This is a genomic window from Paracoccus caeni (assembly GCF_016629665.1).
Taxonomy (GTDB): Bacteria; Pseudomonadota; Alphaproteobacteria; order Rhodobacterales; family Rhodobacteraceae; genus Paracoccus; species Paracoccus caeni.
This window is the reverse complement of the sequence record NZ_JAEPRQ010000006.1, coordinates 75,761-95,954: the sequence shown is the minus strand read 5'-3', so window position 1 is coordinate 95,954 and position 20,194 is coordinate 75,761. Positions and strand designations below refer to the sequence as shown.

Annotated in this window: 20 protein-coding genes and 1 pseudogene; 10 read left to right on the top strand and 11 right to left on the bottom strand. The window is 62.3% G+C overall.

The window, feature by feature from the left end; genetic code table 11:
• Window positions 1-244: 244 nt before the first annotated feature.
• The 3 genes from pgeF to lgt are packed head-to-tail and all read right to left on the bottom strand — an operon-like array spanning window position 245 to window position 2,941.
• Window positions 245-1,009, bottom strand: a complete 765-nt coding sequence (pgeF, locus tag JJJ17_RS15050) for a peptidoglycan editing factor PgeF (RefSeq protein ID WP_200687855.1) — start codon at window positions 1,007-1,009, stop codon at window positions 245-247.
• The gene (locus JJJ17_RS15045) at window positions 993-2,051 is read right to left on the bottom strand and encodes a class I SAM-dependent methyltransferase (RefSeq protein WP_200687854.1); all 1,059 of its coding nucleotides are present in this window, start codon (window positions 2,049-2,051) and stop codon (window positions 993-995) included. Before JJJ17_RS15045 ends, pgeF begins: the two co-directional genes overlap by 17 nt.
• The gene (lgt, locus tag JJJ17_RS15040; protein ID WP_200687853.1) at window positions 2,048-2,941 is read right to left on the bottom strand and encodes a prolipoprotein diacylglyceryl transferase; all 894 of its coding nucleotides are present in this window, start codon (window positions 2,939-2,941) and stop codon (window positions 2,048-2,050) included. The genes JJJ17_RS15045 and lgt overlap by 4 nt, the downstream gene beginning before the upstream one ends.
• Before the next feature lie 128 nt (window positions 2,942-3,069).
• Between lgt and JJJ17_RS15035 the strand changes: the two genes are divergently transcribed.
• Complete coding sequence (locus JJJ17_RS15035; RefSeq protein ID WP_200687852.1) at window positions 3,070-3,324, top strand: accessory factor UbiK family protein; 255 nt, start codon at window positions 3,070-3,072, stop codon at window positions 3,322-3,324.
• Here JJJ17_RS15035 and JJJ17_RS15030 read toward each other — a convergent pair.
• Window positions 3,315-3,620, bottom strand: coding sequence for a DUF6476 family protein (locus tag JJJ17_RS15030; protein ID WP_200687851.1), 306 nt, complete (start codon window positions 3,618-3,620; stop codon window positions 3,315-3,317). The genes JJJ17_RS15035 and JJJ17_RS15030 overlap by 10 nt on opposite strands.
• Here JJJ17_RS15030 and JJJ17_RS15025 point away from each other — a divergent pair.
• A complete protein-coding gene (locus tag JJJ17_RS15025; protein ID WP_200687850.1) occupies window positions 3,619-4,650 on the top strand; it encodes an RluA family pseudouridine synthase in 1,032 nt (343 codons plus the stop codon). The genes JJJ17_RS15030 and JJJ17_RS15025 overlap by 2 nt on opposite strands.
• 359 nt (window positions 4,651-5,009) lie before the next feature.
• Entirely contained in the window at window positions 5,010-5,915 is a 906-nt protein-coding gene (rpoH, locus tag JJJ17_RS15020) for an RNA polymerase sigma factor RpoH (RefSeq protein WP_200687848.1), read from the top strand.
• Between the two features lie 58 nt (window positions 5,916-5,973).
• Here rpoH and JJJ17_RS15015 read toward each other — a convergent pair whose 3' ends face one another.
• Window positions 5,974-6,618 (bottom strand): VPLPA-CTERM sorting domain-containing protein, encoded by a 645-nt coding sequence (locus JJJ17_RS15015; RefSeq protein ID WP_200687846.1) that lies wholly within the window; start codon window positions 6,616-6,618, stop codon window positions 5,974-5,976.
• A gap of 366 nt (window positions 6,619-6,984) precedes the next feature.
• On the opposite strand from JJJ17_RS15015, the gene JJJ17_RS15010 reads away from it, so the two are divergent.
• From JJJ17_RS15010 to JJJ17_RS14990, 5 genes and pseudogenes are all read left to right on the top strand, one after another.
• Window positions 6,985-8,010 carry a hypothetical protein gene (locus JJJ17_RS15010; RefSeq protein ID WP_200687844.1) on the top strand — a complete coding sequence of 342 codons (1,026 nt, stop codon included), beginning with the start codon at window positions 6,985-6,987 and terminating at the stop codon, window positions 8,008-8,010.
• 118 nt (window positions 8,011-8,128) lie between these two features.
• On the top strand, window positions 8,129-10,153 hold the full coding sequence (gene tkt, locus JJJ17_RS15005; protein ID WP_200687842.1) for a transketolase: 2,025 nt from the start codon (window positions 8,129-8,131) through the stop codon (window positions 10,151-10,153).
• 69 nt (window positions 10,154-10,222) lie between these two features.
• Window positions 10,223-11,149 carry a DMT family transporter gene (locus JJJ17_RS15000; RefSeq protein WP_234464137.1) on the top strand — a complete coding sequence of 309 codons (927 nt, stop codon included), beginning with the start codon at window positions 10,223-10,225 and terminating at the stop codon, window positions 11,147-11,149.
• A complete protein-coding gene (locus JJJ17_RS14995; protein ID WP_200687840.1) occupies window positions 11,146-12,018 on the top strand; it encodes a lysophospholipid acyltransferase family protein in 873 nt (290 codons plus the stop codon). The genes JJJ17_RS15000 and JJJ17_RS14995 overlap by 4 nt, the downstream gene beginning before the upstream one ends.
• A gap of 122 nt (window positions 12,019-12,140) precedes the next feature.
• Window positions 12,141-12,663, top strand: a pseudogene (locus JJJ17_RS14990) (transposase).
• A gap of 389 nt (window positions 12,664-13,052) precedes the next feature.
• On the opposite strand, the gene JJJ17_RS14985 reads toward JJJ17_RS14990, so the two are convergent.
• Window positions 13,053-13,364, bottom strand: a complete 312-nt coding sequence (locus JJJ17_RS14985; protein ID WP_200687838.1) for an ETC complex I subunit — start codon at window positions 13,362-13,364, stop codon at window positions 13,053-13,055.
• 125 nt (window positions 13,365-13,489) lie between these two features.
• On the opposite strand from JJJ17_RS14985, the gene JJJ17_RS14980 reads away from it, so the two are divergent.
• The gene (locus tag JJJ17_RS14980; protein ID WP_200687836.1) at window positions 13,490-14,020 is read left to right on the top strand and encodes a superoxide dismutase family protein; all 531 of its coding nucleotides are present in this window, start codon (window positions 13,490-13,492) and stop codon (window positions 14,018-14,020) included.
• A 51-nt stretch (window positions 14,021-14,071) separates the two neighbouring features.
• Here the strand turns inward: JJJ17_RS14980 and JJJ17_RS14975 are convergent, their stop codons facing one another.
• The gene (locus tag JJJ17_RS14975; protein ID WP_200687834.1) at window positions 14,072-14,398 is read right to left on the bottom strand and encodes a hypothetical protein; all 327 of its coding nucleotides are present in this window, start codon (window positions 14,396-14,398) and stop codon (window positions 14,072-14,074) included.
• 79 nt (window positions 14,399-14,477) lie between these two features.
• Between JJJ17_RS14975 and JJJ17_RS14970 the strand changes: the two genes are divergently transcribed.
• The gene (locus JJJ17_RS14970; RefSeq protein ID WP_200687832.1) at window positions 14,478-14,753 is read left to right on the top strand and encodes an I78 family peptidase inhibitor; all 276 of its coding nucleotides are present in this window, start codon (window positions 14,478-14,480) and stop codon (window positions 14,751-14,753) included.
• Here JJJ17_RS14970 and JJJ17_RS14965 read toward each other — a convergent pair.
• From JJJ17_RS14965 to JJJ17_RS14950, 4 genes are all read right to left on the bottom strand, one after another.
• Complete coding sequence (locus JJJ17_RS14965) at window positions 14,740-15,543, bottom strand: NHL repeat-containing protein (protein WP_200687830.1); 804 nt, start codon at window positions 15,541-15,543, stop codon at window positions 14,740-14,742. The two genes, JJJ17_RS14970 and JJJ17_RS14965, sit on opposite strands and share 14 nt — an antisense overlap.
• Window positions 15,544-15,654: 111 nt before the next feature.
• On the bottom strand, window positions 15,655-17,841 hold the full coding sequence (gene uvrB / locus JJJ17_RS14960) for an excinuclease ABC subunit UvrB (RefSeq protein ID WP_200687828.1): 2,187 nt from the start codon (window positions 17,839-17,841) through the stop codon (window positions 15,655-15,657).
• Between the two features lie 134 nt (window positions 17,842-17,975).
• Complete coding sequence (locus tag JJJ17_RS14955) at window positions 17,976-18,689, bottom strand: haloacid dehalogenase type II (protein ID WP_200687826.1); 714 nt, start codon at window positions 18,687-18,689, stop codon at window positions 17,976-17,978.
• A 200-nt stretch (window positions 18,690-18,889) separates the two neighbouring features.
• Entirely contained in the window at window positions 18,890-20,104 is a 1,215-nt protein-coding gene (locus JJJ17_RS14950; protein WP_200687825.1) for an NAD(P)/FAD-dependent oxidoreductase, read from the bottom strand.
• Window positions 20,105-20,194: the final 90 nt, after the last annotated feature.

The window sequence follows — 20,194 nt, the reverse complement described above, 5'->3', positions numbered from 1 at the left end:
CGTTTCTATATAAATCAATGACTTATACTGGAGAAGGTTGGATATCAGGCCCGTCCCCTCCGCCATAATCAGTTGTTTTTTGATAAAATCACGATTTTATGCAGCAATCCGCTTTCCTATCCCATCTTTTGGATGCGATGAACTGCACTAAGATCGATGATTATCTCAAACGATCCCTTTGGAGTGAAAGCGCGGCCCCCACATTTATGCCGCGTCGATACCCGGACGGTATTCAAGCCAGAGCCTATAAGGCGATAGCCGAAATCAGCCTGCCGTAATCCGCCTTCCCCTCATGGGTGGCGCGGCGATAGCTGAAGAAACGCTCCGGGTCGGAATAGGTGCAATGCGCCGACCATTCAGCCTCGACGCCCGCCTCGCGCAGTTTCATCAACCCGAAGGACGGCAGGTTGAACATCGGCCTTCCGTTCGGGCCGCCGCTGAAAAAGCGTTGGTACGCAGGGTCTTCGATCAGGAACTCATCCATGAAATCTTCGCCGACCTCATAGGCGCGCTGGCTGATCGTTGGGCCGATCACCGCCTTGATCTGGCCCGCGCCAAGCGCGTGCATCGCTTTCACCGTCGCCTCGATCACACCGGCCAGTGCGCCGCGCCAGCCTGCGTGGCAGGCGCCGACGACACCGGCATCGGGATCGGCCAGCAGGATCGGCTGACAATCCGCCGTCAGCACCGCCAATGCCACATCCCGCCGCCGCGAGACGATGCCGTCCGCATGAATATCGCGAACCTGCCCGACATCATCGCCCTCGGCCAAAGTCACCACATCGGCCGAATGAACCTGCTTCACCGTCGCCAGCGCCTCGGGCGGAAAGCCCATGGCTTCGGCCACGCGGGCGCGATTCACCTGCACCATGTCGGATTGATCGGTGGAACGCCGACCGCAGTTCAGCCCCGCGAAAAGTCCCGAGGATGCCCCGCCTTTCCGCGTGAAAAACCCGTGTTTGACGCCGTCGAGCAACGGATGGGTCAGTATTTCAAGTGTCGTCTGCATGAAGCCTCAGCGGATCGAAACCGGGCACCGCCTGCGCCCCTTTCGGCCAGATGGCCATCGCTTTGAACAGGTGACCCATTTCCGACGGATCGGTCAAGCGCCGAAGCGCCTCGGTCGCCCCGTCATCGCCCGCCGCCTGAAGCCGTGCCGCCCGTTCTGCAGCGCCAAGCGACAGCAGCCAGTCGCCCTGATGGATCGGGCGAGAGACCTCGGCCCCCGCGCGGATCGCCGCGGCGGCCAGCGGCGCGAAATCGACATGCGCCGTCAGATCCGCCTGCCCCGGATTGGCCAGAACGCTTTCGGGCTTATGGCCTCGAAGCGCCTGAAACGTATCGCCAAAACCGTTCCATCCGCCATAATCGATGAAGATCGCCGCACCACCATGCAGGGCAATCCGGCTGGCGATGGCGCTGACGATTAAGGGCGCCGCAGGGCAATCCTCGACCACGTCGCCGATCTTACCCTCACGCGGCAGATCGACCGGCATGCCGAGGCCAAGCTGCAACCCCTCAGGACCAAGACCAACCATACGTTCGGCCCAGCCCTCCTCGGTTCGCTGGAATTGGCGGATCGGCAGGGCATCGAAGAATTCGTTTGCGATCAGAAACAATGGCTTCTGCGGCAAATCCTCGACCGAATCCAGATGCGTGACCTGCCCCAGTTTCTGACGCTGAAGCTGTCGCAGATGCGGCGATGCCTCGATCAGTGTCACCTTAGCCGCGTCGTGCATGCCCGGCACTTTCGCAATGGCGCGCAGCATATCGGCCATCAATGTGCCGCGCCCCGGCCCCGATTCGGCCAGCGTGAAGGGCTGCGGGCTTCCCTGATCCAGCCATGACTGCGCCAAGGAAAGGCCGCATAACTCACCGAAAATCTGGGATATTTCGGGGGCGGTGGTGAAGTCTCCCGCCTGTCCGAATGGGTCGCGGGTGCTGTAATAGCCGTGCTGTGGATGCAGCAGGCACAGCTCCATATAATCGGCCAGCGTTATTGGCCCGGTCGCGCGAATGCGCTGCGCGATGATCCGGGCCAGCGCGTTCATGCGGTAAGCGTGGCCGGAATGCGGGGGCGCTGCAATGCGCGGAAGATGAAGATCAGGCCCAGAAGCACCATCGGCAGGGACAGAACCTGTCCCATGGTCAGTCCGATGACCGGCCCGCCGATGACATGGCCCAGCGGGTTGTCAGGGGTGATGAACTGCGCATCGGCCACCCGGAACAATTCGACGAACATGCGCGCAAGACCATAACCTGCAAGGAAAATTCCGAAAGACAGGCCGGGACGGCGCAAACCGCCGCTGCGCACCAGCGCCCACAGGATCAGGCCCAGCAGCAGGCCTTCAAGCCCCGCCTCGTAAAGCTGGCTTGGGTGGCGGGCGCAAAGCCCCTCGACGCCTGCACAGTTCTGTGCCGCCTCTCCGGGGAAGATCACGCCCCAGGGCGCATCGGTGGGACGGCCCCAAAGCTCTGCATTGATGAAATTCGCCACCCGTCCAAAGAAAAGCCCGATCGGCGCCACCACCGCCATGGCATCGGCCAGCCGCAGCGGCGGGATGCCATTCGCGCGGCAATAGGCCCAGGTGGCGACGATTACCCCGGCAAAACCGCCGTGGAAGCTCATCCCGCCTTCCCAGACTTTCAGGATCTGAAGCGGGTTCGACAGGTAATATCCCGGCTCGTAGAACAGCACGAAGCCCAGCCGCCCACCAAGGATCACCCCCAGAATAACCCATGTCAGCAGATCATCGACCTGCCGCGGCTGCATCGGTGCGCGGTCGCCCCAGATGGCGTTTCCGCGCATCATCCGGATCAGAATCCGCCAGCCGATCAGCAGCCCGGCCAGATAGGCCAGCGCATACCAGCGCAAGGACAGCGACAGCCCGCCCAGATTGATGGTAAAGATCTCGGGGCTGATATTCGGGAAGGGGATCATTGGGCCTCGGCTTCTAATTCGGGGCGCACGCTAGCCGCGCCGGGCGCGGTGTCAACATCGAAGCCCGGATTGAACCGGCGGGCGAACCGGCCCATATAGAGGGCGAACAACGCCAGAGGCCAAGGCATATGACGACGCAGAACAAGTTCTTTGACGATATCTCGAAGCTGATGACCAATGCGATGGGCGTGGCCCAGGGCGCCAAGTCCGAAGCCGAAACCGCCGTCAATGGCTGGGTCGACCGCTGGCTGGCCGACCGCGATTTCGTCACCCGCGAAGAATTCGAGGCGGTTCGCGAAATGGCGATCAAGGCCCGGACAGAGAATGCCGAACTGAAAGCCCGGCTTGATGCGCTGGAAGCCGGTCGCGGCGCTCAGGGCTGAACGCGGTCCTTCAGCGCGCCTGCACGGTCGTAAAGCAGCACCTCGCCCGCGTCGGTGACGACGACGATCCAATCGCGGGCAAAGGTCACCGCATCGACGCCCGCGCCTGCCGGAAGCTCAATATTCGCGGGCAGTTCCGGCAGCTCCGCCTGACCGAACCGCATCCACAACAGCGCCACGATGGCGATCATCCCCAGACCCATGACCAAGGCCAGCCCGGTCACCAGCGCCTTCAACAGCCGCAGTTCGGGCACCTCTTTCGCCACCTTTTTCCAGTCGCTATCATCCTGAGCCATGTCGAACCTTGTCGTAACCATCCCGGCCGATCCGCCTGACCGGCTTGATAAGGCGCTTGCCGTCGCGGTGCCAGAGGAAGCCGCATTGTCGCGGTCTCGCCTGTCGAAACTGATTGCCGATGGCGCGATTACCGGCCCCGATGGCGTGGTGCGCGACGGCAAGGCCAAGGTTGCCGAGGGTCAGGAATACCACATCGCCCTGCCCGATCCCGAGCCGGTCGAGACCCGGCCCGAGGCGATCCCGTTGGTCATTGCCTATGAAGATTCTGACCTGATTGTGATCGACAAGCCCGCCGGAATGGTCGTCCATCCCGCGCCGGGCAGCCCGAATGGCACGCTGGTCAACGCGCTTCTGGCCCATTGCGGCGAGACCTTGTCGGGAATCGGCGGCGAGCGGCGGCCCGGCATCGTGCATCGGATCGACAAGGACACATCGGGTCTGCTGGTCGTGGCGAAATCCGACCGCGCCCATCACGGTCTGGCCGCGCAGTTCGAGGCGCATACCGCCGAACGCCGCTATCTGGCGTTGGCGCATGGCGTGATCGACGCCGCCGATCCCCGATTGCGTGGCGTGCCGGGGGTCAGTTTCGAACCGGGGGGCGTGCTGAAGATCACCTCTCGCCTGACGCGCCACGCCACCGACCGGCAGCGGCAGGCGGTCTATTTCGACAAGGGCCGCCATGCGGTGACGCGGGCGCGGATGCTTGAGGTGTTCGGAACGCCACCCTCGGCAATGCTGGTCGAATGTCAGCTTGAGACGGGTCGAACGCATCAGATCAGGGTTCACATGACCCATGCCGGTCTGGGGCTCATCGGCGATCCGGTCTATGGCGGCGCGCGGCGCGCCTCGGCCAAGGCGCTTGGCGCGGCGGCAGAGGCCGCGACCCGGTTCCCGCGTCAGGCGCTGCATGCCGCGCATCTGGGCTTCCGGCATCCGGTGAGCGACGAAATGATGAGCTTCGACAGCGCGTTGCCAGAGGATATGCAGGTTCTGCTGGATAGCCTCAGAACGGCTGCCCCTCAGAGATGAGGGCTGTGCCAGACCGCGGGTGGGCACCTGCTACAGAAGTTCCTTGCACTTTATCGTACCGCCCCGTCGTCCATCTCTATTGCGCGTAACATCACCGACGTGCCCGCCCTGGGGGCGGTCGGGCACTGCCCGGCGGCGCGTTCCGCGCCTTGATTCCGGGCGGGCTCTCAACTTGCGGACTTTGCAGCCCCGCCCTTGACAAGATCGTGATCCATACCCACCTTTCAGCTTGCTGAAATCCCGACAGTATAGTCTTCAAGTTCCGACATCCTTCTCAGCGGGGATTGCAGTCTGCGCATCACGGAACCCTGATAGCGCTCACTGCGTTTCCGTTGTTGATCTGCGAAAGGCCGTCTCACATGGCAAATTATGGTAATCTTCCGGCTCCCAGTCCCGAACAGGGTCTGAACCGCTACTTGCAGGAAATCCGCAAATTTCCTCTGCTTGAGCCAGAGGAAGAATACATGCTGGCCAAGGCCTGGGCCGATCACGAGGACAGCGAGGCCGCGCACAGGTTGGTGACCAGCCACCTGCGTCTGGCCGCCAAGATCGCCATGGGCTATCGCGGCTATGGCCTGCCCCAGGCCGAAGTCATCAGCGAGGCCAATGTCGGCCTGATGCAGGCCGTCAAACGCTTCGACCCCGAACGGGGCTTCCGCCTTGCCACCTATGCGATGTGGTGGATTCGCGCCTCGATTCAGGAATATATCCTGCGGTCGTGGTCGCTGGTGAAGATGGGCACGACCAGTGCGCAGAAGAAATTGTTCTTCAACCTGCGCAAGGCCAAGAACCGCATCGGCGCGTTGGAAGAAGGCGACCTTCGCCCGGAAAACGTGGCGCAGATCGCCAATGATCTGAACGTGACCGAGCAGGAAGTCATCGACATGAACCGGCGGATGTCGGGCGGCGATGCCTCGCTGAACGCGCAGGTCGGGTCGGGCGATGGCGAATCCACTTCGCAATGGCAGGACTGGCTTGAGGATGAGGACGCCAATCAGGCGGAAAGCTATGCCGAATCCGAAGAGCTGGACACCCGCCGTCAGATGCTGCTTGCCGCGATGGACACGTTGAACGAACGCGAAAAGGACATCCTGATGGAACGCCGCCTGCGCGACGATCCGATGACGCTGGAGGATCTTTCGGCGCGCTATGATGTCAGCCGTGAACGTATCCGCCAGATCGAGGTCCGCGCCTTCGAGAAGATTCAGGACCGGATGCGGGTTCTGGCTCGTGAAAAGGGGATGCGGGTGCCCGAAAGCGCCTGAGCCTAAGCGAAACCGATAAAGAACGCCCGTGCAGAACACATCGCGCGGGCGTTTTCGTTTATGCGCTTTTGCGCCGTCTGAAGAAGGCGAAGCCACCGATCGCGGCGGGCAACATCAATGCCGCAGCGGGCAGCGGGATCGGCGCAGGCTGATCGATGATGTCCACGACGGTAAAATAGGCGTGCTGATCGGCATAGTTGAACGTGCCAAGATTGTTCACGATACTTGGCATCCCCAAACCCCAGAAATAATGCGAAGTCTGGCTGCCGATGGTCAGCGGCACGTCAATCATCGCCGAGTCCCCTACGGCGATGAAAACACTATCAGGCCGTCGCGACGTGTAGTTGACATCGGTGCAATCGCGACGACCGATTTCACAAACCGAGGCTGAACCGCCATTCCCCAAGCCGCCGGTAACGTCAGGCTCCGGCACGGGAAAAGAGATTGTCGCCTTGAAGCTCACGATCTCGCCGATCTGAAGATGGGTATATTCGGCGACATCGTAGTCATATTGACCCTGATCGATATTCATTTCGAACGTGTCGGCAGGGTTTTCGTGCAATGTTCCGATCAGACGACTGATCGAGGTCCCGTCATATCGCAGCAGGATATCGAAGTTTTCGATATTGAACGTTGCAGCCCCGGCGACTTGGCATGTCAGGCCAAGCGCGAGACATCCCGCTAAAGAAGCCTTTATCAGCATGAAACTATCCTCACCAAAAAAGCGAACATTGACCTGTCAAACAATTCCAGATTGAACCATTTGCAGCTTCTGAAAATTTATCAAAAACAAAACAACCTGGAATTGCGGTAAATATAGAAATATATTCAGAAGCGTGTCGTCAAAAGCAGAATCATAACGACCGCGAGATATATTACATCACTACTTTTGATTAACTTCACCAATAATCTTCCGCCGGGCTTTTCGCACAAACAGCCACAATCGAGCATTCGGAACCATGTGCCGGATCTGAAAAACATTCTTCCGGCAGAGCCGTTTCCACCGCGCCAGATTGACGTGGGACCAGCGCGCGCTATGGTCACTTCACAGGCAGGCAGAACAGGCAAAATGACAACCGCGCTGACCGAATTTCAACGGCTGGAATCGCAGGGCTCGTGGCGCGAGACGCCTGATGCCCGGCTGCGCGAAGTGGTCGTTTCGGTCGGCAGCGCGACGTTGATCCTTTCCGATCCAAAGTCCGACAGCCCGTTGTCGCATTGGTCCCTGCCCGCCGTAACCCGCCTTAACCCCGGCAAAATGCCTGCAATCTATGCGCCCGGTCCCGACGCCACCGACGAAACCGTCGAGATCGACGACCAGTTGATGATCGACGCGATCGAGCGTGTTCATCGCGCCATCGAATCGCACCGCGCCCATCCGGGCCGTCTGCGCGGCGGCATGACCATTCTTGCCGTTCTGGCGATGCTGGCGGCGGCGATCTTCTGGCTTCCGGATGCGATCATCCGTCACGCCGCCCATATCTCGCCGCCGGCGCAGGCGCGCGCTGTGGGCAAGGCGATCCTGACCGATATGGAGCGTTCGACCGGGGCGGCCTGCAAGCGCGCCTCGGGTCAGGCGGTGCTGGACTATCTGACCCCTCGCCTGATCGGCGATGACGCACAGGTCCATGTCGTGCCGGTCCCGATCAGCGGCGCGCGGCGTCTGCCCGGAAATGTCTATGTGTTGGGCAATGATCTGCTGCGGGCCGCGCCGGGCCCGGAAACGGCAGCGGCGCATCTGATCGCTGCCAAACTTGCGGTCGAGGATGACACGCTTCGGCTTGAGGCCATGTCCTATGCGGGTTTCCTGTCGGCCATGCGGTTGATGACGCTGGGCACCCTGTCGTCCGACGCGATGACCGGCTTTGCCGAGGGCCTTTTGCAACAGCCGCCGCAGCGACCGCAGGACGACCGGCTTCTGGCCGAGCTTCGTCAGCGCGGCATTGCCGCCGAACCCTATGCCCGCTCGCTGGACCCGACCGGCCAATCGGTGCTTGCGCTGATCGAGGGGGATCCGGCCCGGACCGGCGGCCAGTTGAAATCGCTGCTGACCGCCGAACAATGGCGGGCGCTGCAACAGATCTGCGCGGGCTGACGCCGCCCTATCACCTTTCGGAAAGGCATCGGGGGCGCGCGCCTGCCTCGGGTTGCATCCCCCTGCCCCCGGTCCTAGCAATGGCCAAGGGACGCCATGCGGAAGGCCGGAGGCACAGATGGATTTCAAGGCGAAACGCGAGGCAGACCCCGAACATTGGCGGTTGGCGACGGCGATCCGGGTTCTGGCGATGGACGCGGTCGAGGCGGCTCAGTCAGGCCATCCCGGCATGCCGATGGGCATGGCCGATGTGGCGACGGTCCTGTTCCGCGAACATCTGAAATTCGACGCCGCCAGCCCGCACTGGTTCGACCGCGACCGCTTCGTGCTGTCTGCCGGGCACGGCTCGATGCTGCTTTACGCGCTGCTCTACCTGACCGGATACGAACAGATGACGCTGGAGCAGATCCGCAACTTCCGCCAGCTTGGCGCGATCACCGCGGGCCATCCCGAATACGGTCATGTCGATGGGGTCGAGACCACCACCGGCCCGCTTGGTCAGGGCCTTGCCACCTCGGTCGGTATGGCCATCGCGGAAGAGGCGTTCCGTGCCGAATACGGGGCCGAATTGTGCGATCACCGCACCTGGGTCATCGCGGGCGACGGCTGCCTGATGGAGGGGATCAGTCAGGAGGCGCTGTCGCTGGCAGGCGCGCAGCAACTGGGCAAGCTGATCGTGCTTTGGGACAATAACGACATCACCATCGACGGGCGGGTCGAGCTTGCCGACCGCACCAATCAACGCGACCGCTTTGCCGCTTCGGGCTGGCGGGTGCTGTCTTGTGACGGCAATGACGTGACCGATATCCGCCGCGCCCTGACCGAGGCCGCCGCAGGCGATGGTCGCCCCACCTTCGTCGATTGCAAGACCATCATCGGCTTTGGTGCCCCGACCAAGGCGGATACGGCCAAGGCCCATGGCTCGCCCCTTGGGGCGGACGAGATCGCGGCGGCACGGAAGAATTACGGCTGGACCGCGCCCGCCTTCGAGATCCCGAAGGATCTTCTTGATGACTGGCGCCAGATCGGCGCGCGGGGGCGTGCCGCCCGTCAGGATTGGGACGCCCGCGTCACCGCGCTGAGCAGCGACAGCGGCGATGAGTTCCGGCGGCGGATCGATCTGCGGCCGAACCCGGCGCTGGACCCGCTGATCGTCGCGATGAAGGTGAAGGCGGCGCAGGAAAAGCCGAAGATCGCGACCCGCAAGGCAAGCGAGAATGTTCTGGCGGTGCTGAACCCCGAGATGCCCGAGAATTTCGGCGGCTCGGCCGATCTGACCGGCTCGAACAATACGCTGACACCAGGAATGGGAATTTTCGACCCCGGCAACCGGCTGGGCCGCTATATCCACTATGGCATCCGCGAACACGGCATGGCGGCGGCGATGAATGGCATCTGGCTGCATGGCGGCTTTCGCCCCTATGGCGGCACGTTCCTGACCTTCACCGATTACGCGCGGGGCGGCATCCGCCTGTCGGCGCTGATGGGGCTGCCGGTGGTCTATGTGATGACCCACGATTCCATCGGTCTGGGCGAGGACGGCCCGACCCATCAGCCGGTCGAGCATCTGGCCATCGCCCGTGCGACGCCAAACCTGCTGGTGCTGCGCCCCTGCGACGAGATCGAGACCGCCGAGGCATGGCAGATCGCCCTGTCGCAGACATCGCGGCCCTCGGTTCTGGCCCTGTCGCGGCAGAACCTGCCGACGCTGCGGATCACCCATCGGGACGAGAATCTGTCGGCCAAGGGGGCCTATGTGCTGCGCGAGGCGGTGGGCGGCAAGCCGCAGGTGATCCTGATGGCCAGCGGCTCGGAGGTTGAGATCGCGACCGCCGCCCGCGATCTGCTGGAAGCCGAGGGAATAGCGGTGCGGGTCGTCTCGGTCCCGTCGATGGAGCTGTTCCGCGACGCCTCATCCGCGTGGCGCCAGGAGGTCTTGCCGGGGGGCACGGTGCGGATCGCGATCGAGGCGGCGGTGCGGCAACCCTGGGACTGGCTGCTTCTGGGCGAAGGCGGTCGTGAGGACAAGTCGGCCTTCGTGGGGATGACGGGCTTTGGTGCGTCGGGGCCTGCAGGCGAACTTTACCGGGAATTCGGGATCACCGCCGAGGCTGTCGCTGAAAAGGCGAAGGGGTTGCTGTAGCTTTGGCCTTCGCCTCCGGCGGGGATATTTGCGTGAAGAAGAAGCCCGGCGCGGCTTTCACAGGAGAAGATGATGCGGGTTCTGGCGCGGGCATTCGCGTTGATGGGACGCGAGCGGGAGGGCTTGCGCAATCCGGGCAACGATCAGGCCACCGGGATCGGGCTGCTGCTGGCCGCGATCATCGGCTTTACGATGATGGATGCGACGGCGAAATATCTGACTGAAGGTTATCATCCGGTTCAGGTGGTCTGGGCGCGCTTTGTCGGCAATCTGGCGATCTTTGCGCTGATCTATCGCCAACGCGCGTTTCTTCTGATGCGGACAAGGCAGCCGGGGCTGCAATTTTCGCGGGCGCTGATGCAGCTTGGCTCGGTCGGGTTGTTCTTTACCTCATTGCAATTCATCGGCCTGGCCGAGGCGACGGCGATCATGGACATCAACCCGGTCCTGATCACGCTGGGCGCGGCGCTGTTTCTGGGCGAGAAGATCGGCCCGCGCCGGGTCGCCGGGATCGTGGCCGCGCTGATCGGGGCGATGATCATCATCCGTCCGGGTCTGGGCGTGTTCCAGCCCGCAGCCCTGCTGCCCTTGGCCGGGGCGTTCACCTATGCGGCGGGTGCGTTGCTGACGCGGATGGTCCGGGCGGATTCGGTGGCCACCTCGGTCATGTGGTCGGCGGTGGTCGGGACAGTTGCGACCTCGCTGGTGGTGCCGTTCTTCTGGACGCCGATTGCCATGAGCGATCTGTGGCTTTTCGCGTTGCTGGGTTGCTTCGGGACGCTGAGCCAGTGGCTTCTGGTCCGCGCCTTTTCGGTCGCCGAGGCGGGGGCGCTGGCGCCGTTCGGCTATACCGGGCTGATCTGGGCCGGGTTCTGGGGATGGTTGTTCTTCGATCAACTGCCTGATCTCTGGACCATCATCGGCGCCACGATTATCGTTGCCGCGGGCCTTTACATCTGGTCACGAGAGGCCCGTGCGGCACGGAAGGAAGAATGAGTCAGGACGAAAAACCACCGCTGCTGGACAGGATCGCCAATACCGCCTTTCTGGCGGTGATCGGGCTGGCGCGGCTTTTGCCCTATGAGCGGCGGATCCCGGCGACCGGCTGGCTGTTCACGCATCTGCTGGCCCCTGTGGCCGGCTGGCGGCGGCGCATCCGCGACAATCTGGCGCTGGCCCGTCCCGATCTGAGCGCCGAGGAATTGCGCGAGGTTGTTCTTGCGGTCCCCGAAAATGCCGGGCGCTCCGTGGCCGAGATCTATTCCGGCGACGAATTCACCACCCGTATCCGCAAGGCCGATCCGTTGGAGGGCCCGGGGCTGGCGGCGCTGGAAGCCGCGTTTGAAAGTCAGCGTCCGGTGATCATCGCCTGCGCCCATTTCGGCAATTACGACGCAATGCGGGCCGCATTGGCGGGGCGTGGCTGGCCGGTCGGCGCGCTTTATCGTCCGATGAACAACGAGGCCTTCAACCGCCATTATATCCCGGCGATCACCGCCATTGCCGAGCCGCTATTTCCGCGCGGCCGCGCCGGTTTGGCCTCGATGCTGCGGTTTCTGAAGGGAGGTGGCTGGCTGGCGCTTGGCTTTGACCAATATGACCGCCACGGGACCGAGCTGCGCTTCTTCGACCTGCCCAGCAAGACCGTGCTGACCCCGGCAGAGTTGGCACTGCGCTATGATGCGCTGCTGGTCCCGATCCATGCGATCCGCTTGCCGGACGGGCTGTCGTTCCGCGTCCATGTGGGCGAGCCGGTCGAGCATGGTGAGTCGGCGGGGATGATGCAGGCGCTGAACGACGATCTGGAGATGCTGGTCCGGCGGCATATGGGCCAGTGGTTTTGGGTGCATAGGCGGTGGAAGTAGGGGGAACCCGAGAAACGCCGCGAGCCCGCCTTAGGTCGTGTTGACAAAAATGGGTTCTCTCGCTGTGCTTTGCATGATTCAAGCTGATATCTGTGAGGGAGACCAGCTTGGCAGGAAACGTTATGTCGGACGAGGAATGGGCCTGCTTTAAGGACTTCATCCTAGCTATCTGCTCCCTGAACGGACGCAAACCCGCCGACCACCGCCTCGTCCTTGATGGCATATTCTGGATCGGACGAACTGGGGCGCCATGACGCGATCTGCCAGCCGAACTCGGTGAATGGTCAAGCATCTACCGGCAATTCCCGCCTTGGACGCCTGCAAGCCTTTGGAAGGACATCATGGATGCCCTGAACCAGAGCGGAGCGGTATCAACGCTATCAAGCGCCCTGCCGTTCGTCGGGAAAACAATCCCCGGACTGTTTGCAGACCCTCCTCCCTACCCAGGCGCAAGAACCGAAATGTGCGCAAGACCGTCAACATGACGATCTACACGCTACCAACATGGTCGAGCGTTGCTTCAACAAGCTGAAAAACAGCCGGCGGCTCGCCACAGGTTACAACAAAACCGCAGGCAGTTTCCTCGGCTTCATAAACATCGCCTGCATCAGGCTAGGGGCGCCGACATTTGTCAAAGTGACCTAGGACAAACCTCCGCTTCGGGCCGGCAACCGGCCATGTGCTGCGGTTGGCATGACCGGTAGCTCAGAACCGAGTGCGCGTGCCGAGGATCCAGTTATGCCCCTTCCAGAGATCGTAGGTGGTGGATCTGCGTAAAGGCCCAAAGGCTGCCCTCGCCGCGAGTGGCTTGGCCGCCATGTTCAGTCATGTAGACACGCAGACCCTTCAGGCCCGCATCCGTCGTTTCCGAGCCGGAGTAGTCGATGCAGATCGTACGCTGAAATTGCGTAAGGCTTCTGCATGCAAAGACCGCCCTAAGGCGGTGATCACAAAATCAATAGGTTACGAAATCTTTGCCCCGAACCGAAAAAACCTTGCCCCCGTCGGCGGCAACTATCCCCCGAGCAGCAGCCTCAATGCGTCCAGGGCGCGCGCCGGTCGGTCGCGAAATTCTCGCCATAGCCGCGCGCACGGATATTCGCGGCACGGGGCTGCGGTTCCTGCACGACATAGTCCAGCTTGTGCTCGCGGGCGTAATCCTCGGCCTGTTTGCGGGTCTCGAAGCGCAGGCGGACCTGGCTTTGGGTGTCGTCGCTGCTGGTCCAGCCCATCAGCGGGTCGATGTCACGCGGATCGGCGGGCGGGAATTCCAGAATCCAGCCTTTCGTGCGGGCGACGCCGGATTGCATGGCATTGCGGGCAGGTTGGTAGATTCGGACGCGCATGGCTGTAACCTTTCAGGCTGGCTCTTGAAGGCGTTATCGCGAATGTCCCGCAACTGATCAAGTCCCCCGGGAACGGCCGGCGCGATCGGACGTTGGGAAATGGCATTACCGAAAGGAAAAAGTCCATGCTTCGATCCTCCACAGCCGCCCTGACCTTTGCCCTTCTGGCATCCCCCGCGCTGGCGCAAGAGACGGCCCCGGCGGCAGATGGCCCCCCGCCCCTGATCGCCGAGATCAAGAACGCCAATGGCGAAAGCCTTGGCACCGCGACCGCCACCGCAACGCCTTCGGGCCTGACGCTGCTGACGATCGAGCTTTCGGGCGTCGCACCCGGGATTCACGGGCTGCATGTCCACGAGACCGGCACCTGCACCCCGCCCGATTTCGATTCGGCTGGCGGGCATCTGGCGGCGGACAAGGATCACGGGGTGATGTCGGCAAACGGTCCGCATCCGGGCGATCTGCCGAACATCCATGTGCCCGAAAATGGCGAACTGACGGTCGAATATTTTGCCGCCGGTCTGACGCATGAATTGATGAATGACGAAGACGGCTCGGCCATCATTATCCACGACCACCCCGACGATTATGTCGGACAGCCGACCGGCCATGCTGGCGCGCGCCTCGGCTGCGGCAGTTTCGCTTCGGCAAGCTGACAGCTTGCAGCGGTCCCGCGCGCAGCCAATCGCCACGCGCGGGAACAAGCCCTATTGATTCGCAGCCTCTGCATCCGTTTCGGCGGGTGTAAAGGCCCCTGTCATCTCGGCATCGCCGCTCTGCTTGTCGTAGATGCAGACCATCCGGTCCTCGCCTGCATCGCCAAAGCTGACCGTCACCAAGGCCGCGCCAAAGCTTTCAGAGCCGAAGGGGTTCACCTCGACCGTCACTTCGGCATCATCCGGCGCCTCGACCAGCGCGCGGCAGGCGGTATCGACATTGGCCTGAAACTCTTGCCAGGCGTCGTCACTGGATGCTTGCGCCGTCAGCGGCAGCATTGCCGCACAGAAGCCCGCAATCGGAAGAAATCGTTTCATCTTTCGCCTCATTGTTGCCTTGGAAGGGAACATCTGAGGCCTCAAAACGGTTCTGTCCATAAACAGAGAGGTTACCGTGATGTCACGTCTTTCCCTGCTTCTGGCACCCGCTTTGCTGTCGACTCTGGCCGCCTGCGCCACCACCTCGGAAGGCCCGACGGTGATGGCGCGGCAATGCGATCTTGAAAAGCATCAGACTCTGGTCGGCATGAATATCGGCGAGGTGAACTTTCCTGCGGTCCTTCCCCGCCGCGTGATCAGCACCGGCGATGCCTATACCCGCGATTTTCGCCCCAATCGCCTGAATCTCTTCGTGGACGAGAAGGGCTGGATCGCGAAGGTCACTTGCGGCTAACCGCCCTGCTGCGCCGTTTCGCGACGCCCAGCATCGCCATCCCCCCCATCAGCAGAAATCCTGCTGCCGGGACCGGGATCGGCGATGGCTCGGGCGGGGCGCCCGCCTCGGTGTAGAAGCTCTGCCCATAGGCGATGCCCAGCCCCTGCCCGCCGAATGACATCGCGTTCGAGGCAAGCCCGGTCAGTGTATCCACCTCGAAGATCGAGGTGCCCGCGACACCGTAAAGCGTCCCGTCGGGCGCGGTCGCCAGACCATAGACACCGCTGACGCCAAAGGAACCGATCGCCGTCGTATTCGACAGGTTGGCCAGATCGATCTTGACCAGATCACCCGATCCCGAGGCGAGATAGAAATCGCTGCCGACAAAGGCCAAATCGCCGCCCGAATAGAAGCCGATCGTGCCCAGCGACGTGCCTGCCCCGGTCGAAACGTTCAGCGAATATAGCTGGTCAGAACCGCCGCCCGCCCCGTAAAGCGCGCCATCGCTGCCAAAGACCAGCGCATTCCCGACCGAGATGCCATGCGCGCCGATCAGACTGCTGGCCCCGGTCGTCTTGTCGATGCTGTAGAGAGAGCCGAAGCCAAGCCCATAGAGATTGCCGGTCGGGTCAAAGGCGATATCGGTCATCTGGACGCCCATATTCCCGATGACGCTGGCAGCGCCGGTCGCGGTATCGACGGTGCCAAGATTGCCGCCCTCGTCATGGACATACATGATCGCGGGCAAGGCTGGCGTTGCGACGCCAATCGCAAGCAGCAAAGCAGCAAGTTTTCCTGAAATACTCATAACCGGATACCTCCATTGAAACCGGCGACACTGGATAGAAAGCGAACCATTCCGTTCACTTCTATCACAGGCACTGATTCCCAAGAAGGAAATCGCGCAGACAAAACGTAACTATCTGCGCCGCTTCGACCGCTTGTTGCCACCGCGCTGCCCGGCCCGCCCTGCCGAGGACCGGCCCGAGGATTTGACCGCGTCCTCTGCCGCCTGTTCGATGGCCGATTGCCGCGCCAAAGGATCGTCCGAGATCGCCAGATCGACCGCCTCAAGCCGTTTCACCTCATCCCGCAGGCGCGCTGCCTCTTCGAATTCAAGGTTCTCGGCAGCCTTGCGCATCTGCGCCCGCAAGCCGTCCAGATGCGCGGCAAGGTTCGCACCGACCATCGGCTTATCCACCCGCGCGGTGATCCGCGACTGATCGGTATCGCCCTGCCACAGACCCGCCAGAACATCCTCGACATTCTTGCGCACGGTTTGCGGCGTGATGCCGTGTTCGACGTTATAGGCCACCTGCTTTTCGCGACGCCGCTCGGTCTCGGCCATGGCGCGTTCCATGCTGCCGGTCACCTTGTCGGCATACATGATCACCCGCCCGTCGGCGTTCCGCGCCGCCCGACCGATGGTCTGGATCAACGACGTCTCAGACCGCAGGAAACCTTCCTTGTCGGCGTCCAGAATGGCGACCAGCCCGCATTCGGGAATATCCAGCCCCTCGCGCAGCAGGTTGATCCCGACCAGCACATCAAAGGCGCCCAGCCGCAGATCGCGCAGGATCTCGATCCGCTCGATCGTGTCGATGTCGCTGTGCATATAGCGAACACGGATGCCCTGCTCGTGCAGATATTCGGTCAGATCCTCGGCCATCCGCTTGGTCAGCGTCGTCACCAGCGTGCGCATCCCCGCAGCGGCGACCTTGCGAACCTCGTCCAGAAGATCATCCACCTGCATCTCGACCGGGCGGATCTCGATCTGCGGATCGATGAGGCCGGTCGGACGGATCACCTGTTCGGTAAAGACGCCGCCGGTCTGGTCCATCTCCCATTGCGCCGGGGTGGCCGAGACGAACACCGATTGCGGGCGCATCGCATCCCATTCCTCGAACTTCAGGGGTCGGTTATCCATGCAACTTGGCAGCCGGAAACCATGCTCTGCCAAGGTGAATTTCCGCCGGAAGTCGCCCCGATACATGCCGCCGATCTGCGGCACGCTGACATGGGATTCGTCAGCGAAAACAATGGCGTTATCCGGAATAAACTCGAACAAAGTGGGCGGCGGCTCGCCCGGTGCCCGCCCCGTCAGATAGCGCGAGTAATTCTCGATCCCGTTGCAGACGCCGGTGGCTTCCAGCATCTCCAGATCGAAATTCGTCCGCTGCTCCAGCCGCTGCGCTTCCAACAGCTTGCCTTCGTCCTGCAACACCTTCAGCCGCTCGATCAGTTCCTTGCGGATGCCCTTGATCGCCTGTTGCAGCGTCGGTCGGGGCGTCACGTAATGGCTGTTCGCATAGATGCGGATCTGGCGGAAATTGTCGGTCTTCTGGCCGGTCAGCGGATCGAATTCGGTGATGCTTTCCAGCTCATTGCCGAAGAAATCGAACCGCCATGCCCGATCCTCAAGGTGGGCGGGCCAAACCTCGACCACATCGCCGCGCACCCGAAAACCCCCACGTTGGAACGCCGCATCCAGCCGCCGGTATTGCTGCGCCACCAACTGCCCCAGAAATTCGCGCTGGTCATAGCTGTCGCCCACGACCATATCCTGCGTCATCGCTGAATAGGTCTCGACCGAGCCGATGCCGTAGATGCACGATACCGAGGCGACGATGATCACATCATCCCGCTCCAACAGCGCCCGCGTGGCCGAGTGGCGCATCCGGTCGATGGCCTCGTTGATCTGCGATTCCTTCTCGATATAGGTATCGCTGCGGGCGACATAGGCTTCGGGCTGGTAGTAATCATAATAGCTGACGAAATACTCGACAGCATTGTCAGGAAAGAAGCCCTTGAATTCGCCATATAATTGCGCGGCCAAGGTCTTGTTCGGCGCAAGGATGATCGCCGGACGCTGCGTCGCCTCGATCACCTTCGCCATCGTATAGGTCTTGCCGGTCCCGGTCGCCCCCAGCAGCACCTGATCGCGCTCACCCTCCGTCACGCCTTGCGACAATTCGGCAATGGCGGTGGGCTGATCGCCCGCAGGCTGAAACTCGCTTTTCATCACGAAGCTGCGGCCGCCTTCCAGCTTGGGGCGGGTGACTTCGGCAAAGCGTTCCGAGGGGGCGTTGGTATTGTTATGACCCATGGGGCATCCGTTCTGTCGGCATGCACCCAAGGTGTGTGCGCGCGCGCGAATGTCAACCGGGGGTGCTGTCAGATCGCGTCAGCAGAGTGGGTTTGTCGAATGGGCCGATAGCCCGGCTTACCTCTGACGCTTGCCTATTTCAGCATATCCGCCAGTTCAACCAGATCGCTGGCGTTGTAATCCCAATCAGCAGAGACAACCCTTTCGCCAATCTTGGACGGATCGGCGGCGTGATCGCGCCTCACATAGGCTGTCTTCATGCCGCAAAGCCGCGCCCCATCCAGATCGTAATCATGCGCCGCAACCAGCATGGCCCGATCCGGGCTGACACCCAGAAGCGAGCAGGCCCCAAGATAAACCTCGGGCATCGGCTTATATGCCCGAAAAATATCGGCGCCCAGCACCGTGTCCCAAGGCAACCCGGCGCGCTTTGCCATATTCACCAGCAGCCGGGTGTTGCCGTCAGATAGTGGCGCGACGATATGGGTCTGCTTCAGGCGCGAAAGCCCCTCGACCGCATCCGGCCAGGGTTTCAGCCGGTGCCACGCTTGATTGAGGTCTTCCAGCTCATCCTGCGGCAACGCGGCGGGATCCAGCCCAAAGACCGCCAAGGTGGCTGTCAGATTTTCCATATTCAAAATATCCAGCGGCACGAAGGGTCGTGTCCCGGCCCGGATCGGATCGACCGAGGCGTCATAGCGACCGACCCAAGCATCCGCCAAGGCACCGGCATCCACCTGCTCAGCCTCATGGCGTTTCAAAAACGCCCGCGTCTCGGCGGTGATGCTGCCGCGCCAATCGACAACCGTCCCAAGCACGTCAAAGAACAGCACTTCGATGCCAGACAAGACAACCTCCCTCATCGCGTCGAGGATGTATCTAATCCCGCAATCGGTCGGTTCAATATCTGCCGCCTCAATCGCGACGGCGGAAAGCCCCGACCTTTCTGGCCGCGCCCGTCAACTCGACGGTTGACCTTGCCTTGCGTCGCAAGCCACCAGAATGACCCGTCGGTCAGGCAAAACCCGAACCCGCGCAGCGCCCCGGCTTAGCGCTTCAACCGCGACGGCTGCAATTCGGCCCAGCCCTCGCCACCGTCCATCTCTTCAGCCAAGATTTCGGCGGTGACCGGGCCAAGCGTGAACCCCTGATGCCCATGCCCGAAATGCGCCCAAAGGTTCGACTGATCCGGCACTCGCCCGATCACCGGCAGCATGTCCGGCATACAGGGCCGCCGCCCGGTCCAAGGCTCCGCCTCGACCGGCGAGCCGATGTCAAACAGCTCTCGCGCGGCCTTTTCGCCATGGCGCAATTGCGGCGGCGTCAGCCGGGGGTGCGAGGTCAGCTCGGCCGCCGTGGCGATCCGCAAACCGCGCCGCATCGGTGACAGAACCACGGAATTTCCAAAATCTGCAATCGGATGGTTCGGCGGCACGTCCATGTGGTAATGTCGGTGATAGCCGCGCTTAAAGACCATCGGCACCTTCAGGCCATAGCGTTGCAGCAGCATCGGCGACCAAGGCCCAAGTGCCACCACCGCATGTTCGCCGGTATATTCATCGGCCTTCCAGCCCGCGCCTTCGCGATGCAGATCGCCCGCATCGCCATTGACGATCCGCCCGCCCTGCTTCTCGAACAGCGCCGCATAAGAAGCCACCAGCCCACCGGGATCCGAGCAGGCCCAGGCGTCGCGCCAATGCGTCGCGCCCTCGACCTCGATCTTGACTGACGGCTCCAGCGCGCGCAATTCGCGCCCGTCCATCAGCCGCGCCTCGACCCCGAATTGCTCAAGAAACCGCGCCGCCGCCTTGCGCGCCTTTTCCATCCGCGCAGGCGTCCGATGCACCTCGATATAGCCGTCCTTGCGGATCAGATTGCCCGCCCCCGCCGCCTCAACCAAAGGTGCGTGACGGTCGGTCGATTGCCGGATCATCTTGCCCCAGACCACCGTGGCCCGCTTGTGCCCCGCGGGCAGCGAATTCCACGCATAATTCGCGACCGCGCCGACCTGCGACAGAAGCCCCGAGAGGTTCCATTTCACGTCATAGCCCCGGCCCAACGCGATCTGCGTCAGCGCCCAGGGTGCAAGCGGCATTGCATAGGGTTCAACGGCTTCGGTCTGGATCAGCCCGGCATTGCCATAGCTGGTTTCCCGCCCCGGCACGCCGCGTTCGATGATGGTGACGTCGTGCCCACGGGCTTGCAGTGCCAGACCCGTGCTGACGCCGACCATGCCTGCCCCAAGAACCAGAATCTCCGACATTGCTGCCTCCTGACCACATTTAGGTCAGAGATGTGGACATTCCGCGAATCTGGCAAGAAATTTCGTGCATTCTTCGGTGGGGTTCAGAAT

Excerpts from the sequence above, each read along its gene's own strand:
- uvrB (WP_200687828.1), bottom strand. The coding sequence starts at position 17,841 with ATGGGTCATAACAATACCAACGCCCCCTCGGAACGCTTTGCCGAAGTC.
- JJJ17_RS15035 (WP_200687852.1), top strand. The coding sequence starts at position 3,070 with ATGACGACGCAGAACAAGTTCTTTGACGATATCTCGAAGCTGATGACC.
- JJJ17_RS15045 (WP_200687854.1), bottom strand. The coding sequence starts at position 2,051 with ATGAACGCGCTGGCCCGGATCATCGCGCAGCGCATTCGCGCGACCGGG.
- JJJ17_RS14985 (WP_200687838.1), bottom strand. The coding sequence starts at position 13,364 with ATGCGCGTCCGAATCTACCAACCTGCCCGCAATGCCATGCAATCCGGC.
- JJJ17_RS15030 (WP_200687851.1), bottom strand. The coding sequence starts at position 3,620 with ATGGCTCAGGATGATAGCGACTGGAAAAAGGTGGCGAAAGAGGTGCCC.
- tkt (WP_200687842.1), top strand. The coding sequence starts at position 8,129 with ATGGATTTCAAGGCGAAACGCGAGGCAGACCCCGAACATTGGCGGTTG.
- JJJ17_RS14965 (WP_200687830.1), bottom strand. The coding sequence starts at position 15,543 with ATGAGTATTTCAGGAAAACTTGCTGCTTTGCTGCTTGCGATTGGCGTC.
- pgeF (WP_200687855.1), bottom strand. The coding sequence starts at position 1,009 with ATGCAGACGACACTTGAAATACTGACCCATCCGTTGCTCGACGGCGTC.
- lgt (WP_200687853.1), bottom strand. The coding sequence starts at position 2,941 with ATGATCCCCTTCCCGAATATCAGCCCCGAGATCTTTACCATCAATCTG.
- JJJ17_RS15015 (WP_200687846.1), bottom strand. The coding sequence starts at position 6,618 with ATGCTGATAAAGGCTTCTTTAGCGGGATGTCTCGCGCTTGGCCTGACA.
- JJJ17_RS14995 (WP_200687840.1), top strand. The coding sequence starts at position 11,146 with ATGAGTCAGGACGAAAAACCACCGCTGCTGGACAGGATCGCCAATACC.
- JJJ17_RS14950 (WP_200687825.1), bottom strand. The coding sequence starts at position 20,104 with ATGTCGGAGATTCTGGTTCTTGGGGCAGGCATGGTCGGCGTCAGCACG.
- rpoH (WP_200687848.1), top strand. The coding sequence starts at position 5,010 with ATGGCAAATTATGGTAATCTTCCGGCTCCCAGTCCCGAACAGGGTCTG.
- JJJ17_RS14975 (WP_200687834.1), bottom strand. The coding sequence starts at position 14,398 with ATGAAACGATTTCTTCCGATTGCGGGCTTCTGTGCGGCAATGCTGCCG.
- JJJ17_RS14970 (WP_200687832.1), top strand. The coding sequence starts at position 14,478 with ATGTCACGTCTTTCCCTGCTTCTGGCACCCGCTTTGCTGTCGACTCTG.
- JJJ17_RS14980 (WP_200687836.1), top strand. The coding sequence starts at position 13,490 with ATGCTTCGATCCTCCACAGCCGCCCTGACCTTTGCCCTTCTGGCATCC.
- JJJ17_RS15010 (WP_200687844.1), top strand. The coding sequence starts at position 6,985 with ATGACAACCGCGCTGACCGAATTTCAACGGCTGGAATCGCAGGGCTCG.
- JJJ17_RS15000 (WP_234464137.1), top strand. The coding sequence starts at position 10,223 with ATGATGCGGGTTCTGGCGCGGGCATTCGCGTTGATGGGACGCGAGCGG.
- JJJ17_RS15025 (WP_200687850.1), top strand. The coding sequence starts at position 3,619 with ATGTCGAACCTTGTCGTAACCATCCCGGCCGATCCGCCTGACCGGCTT.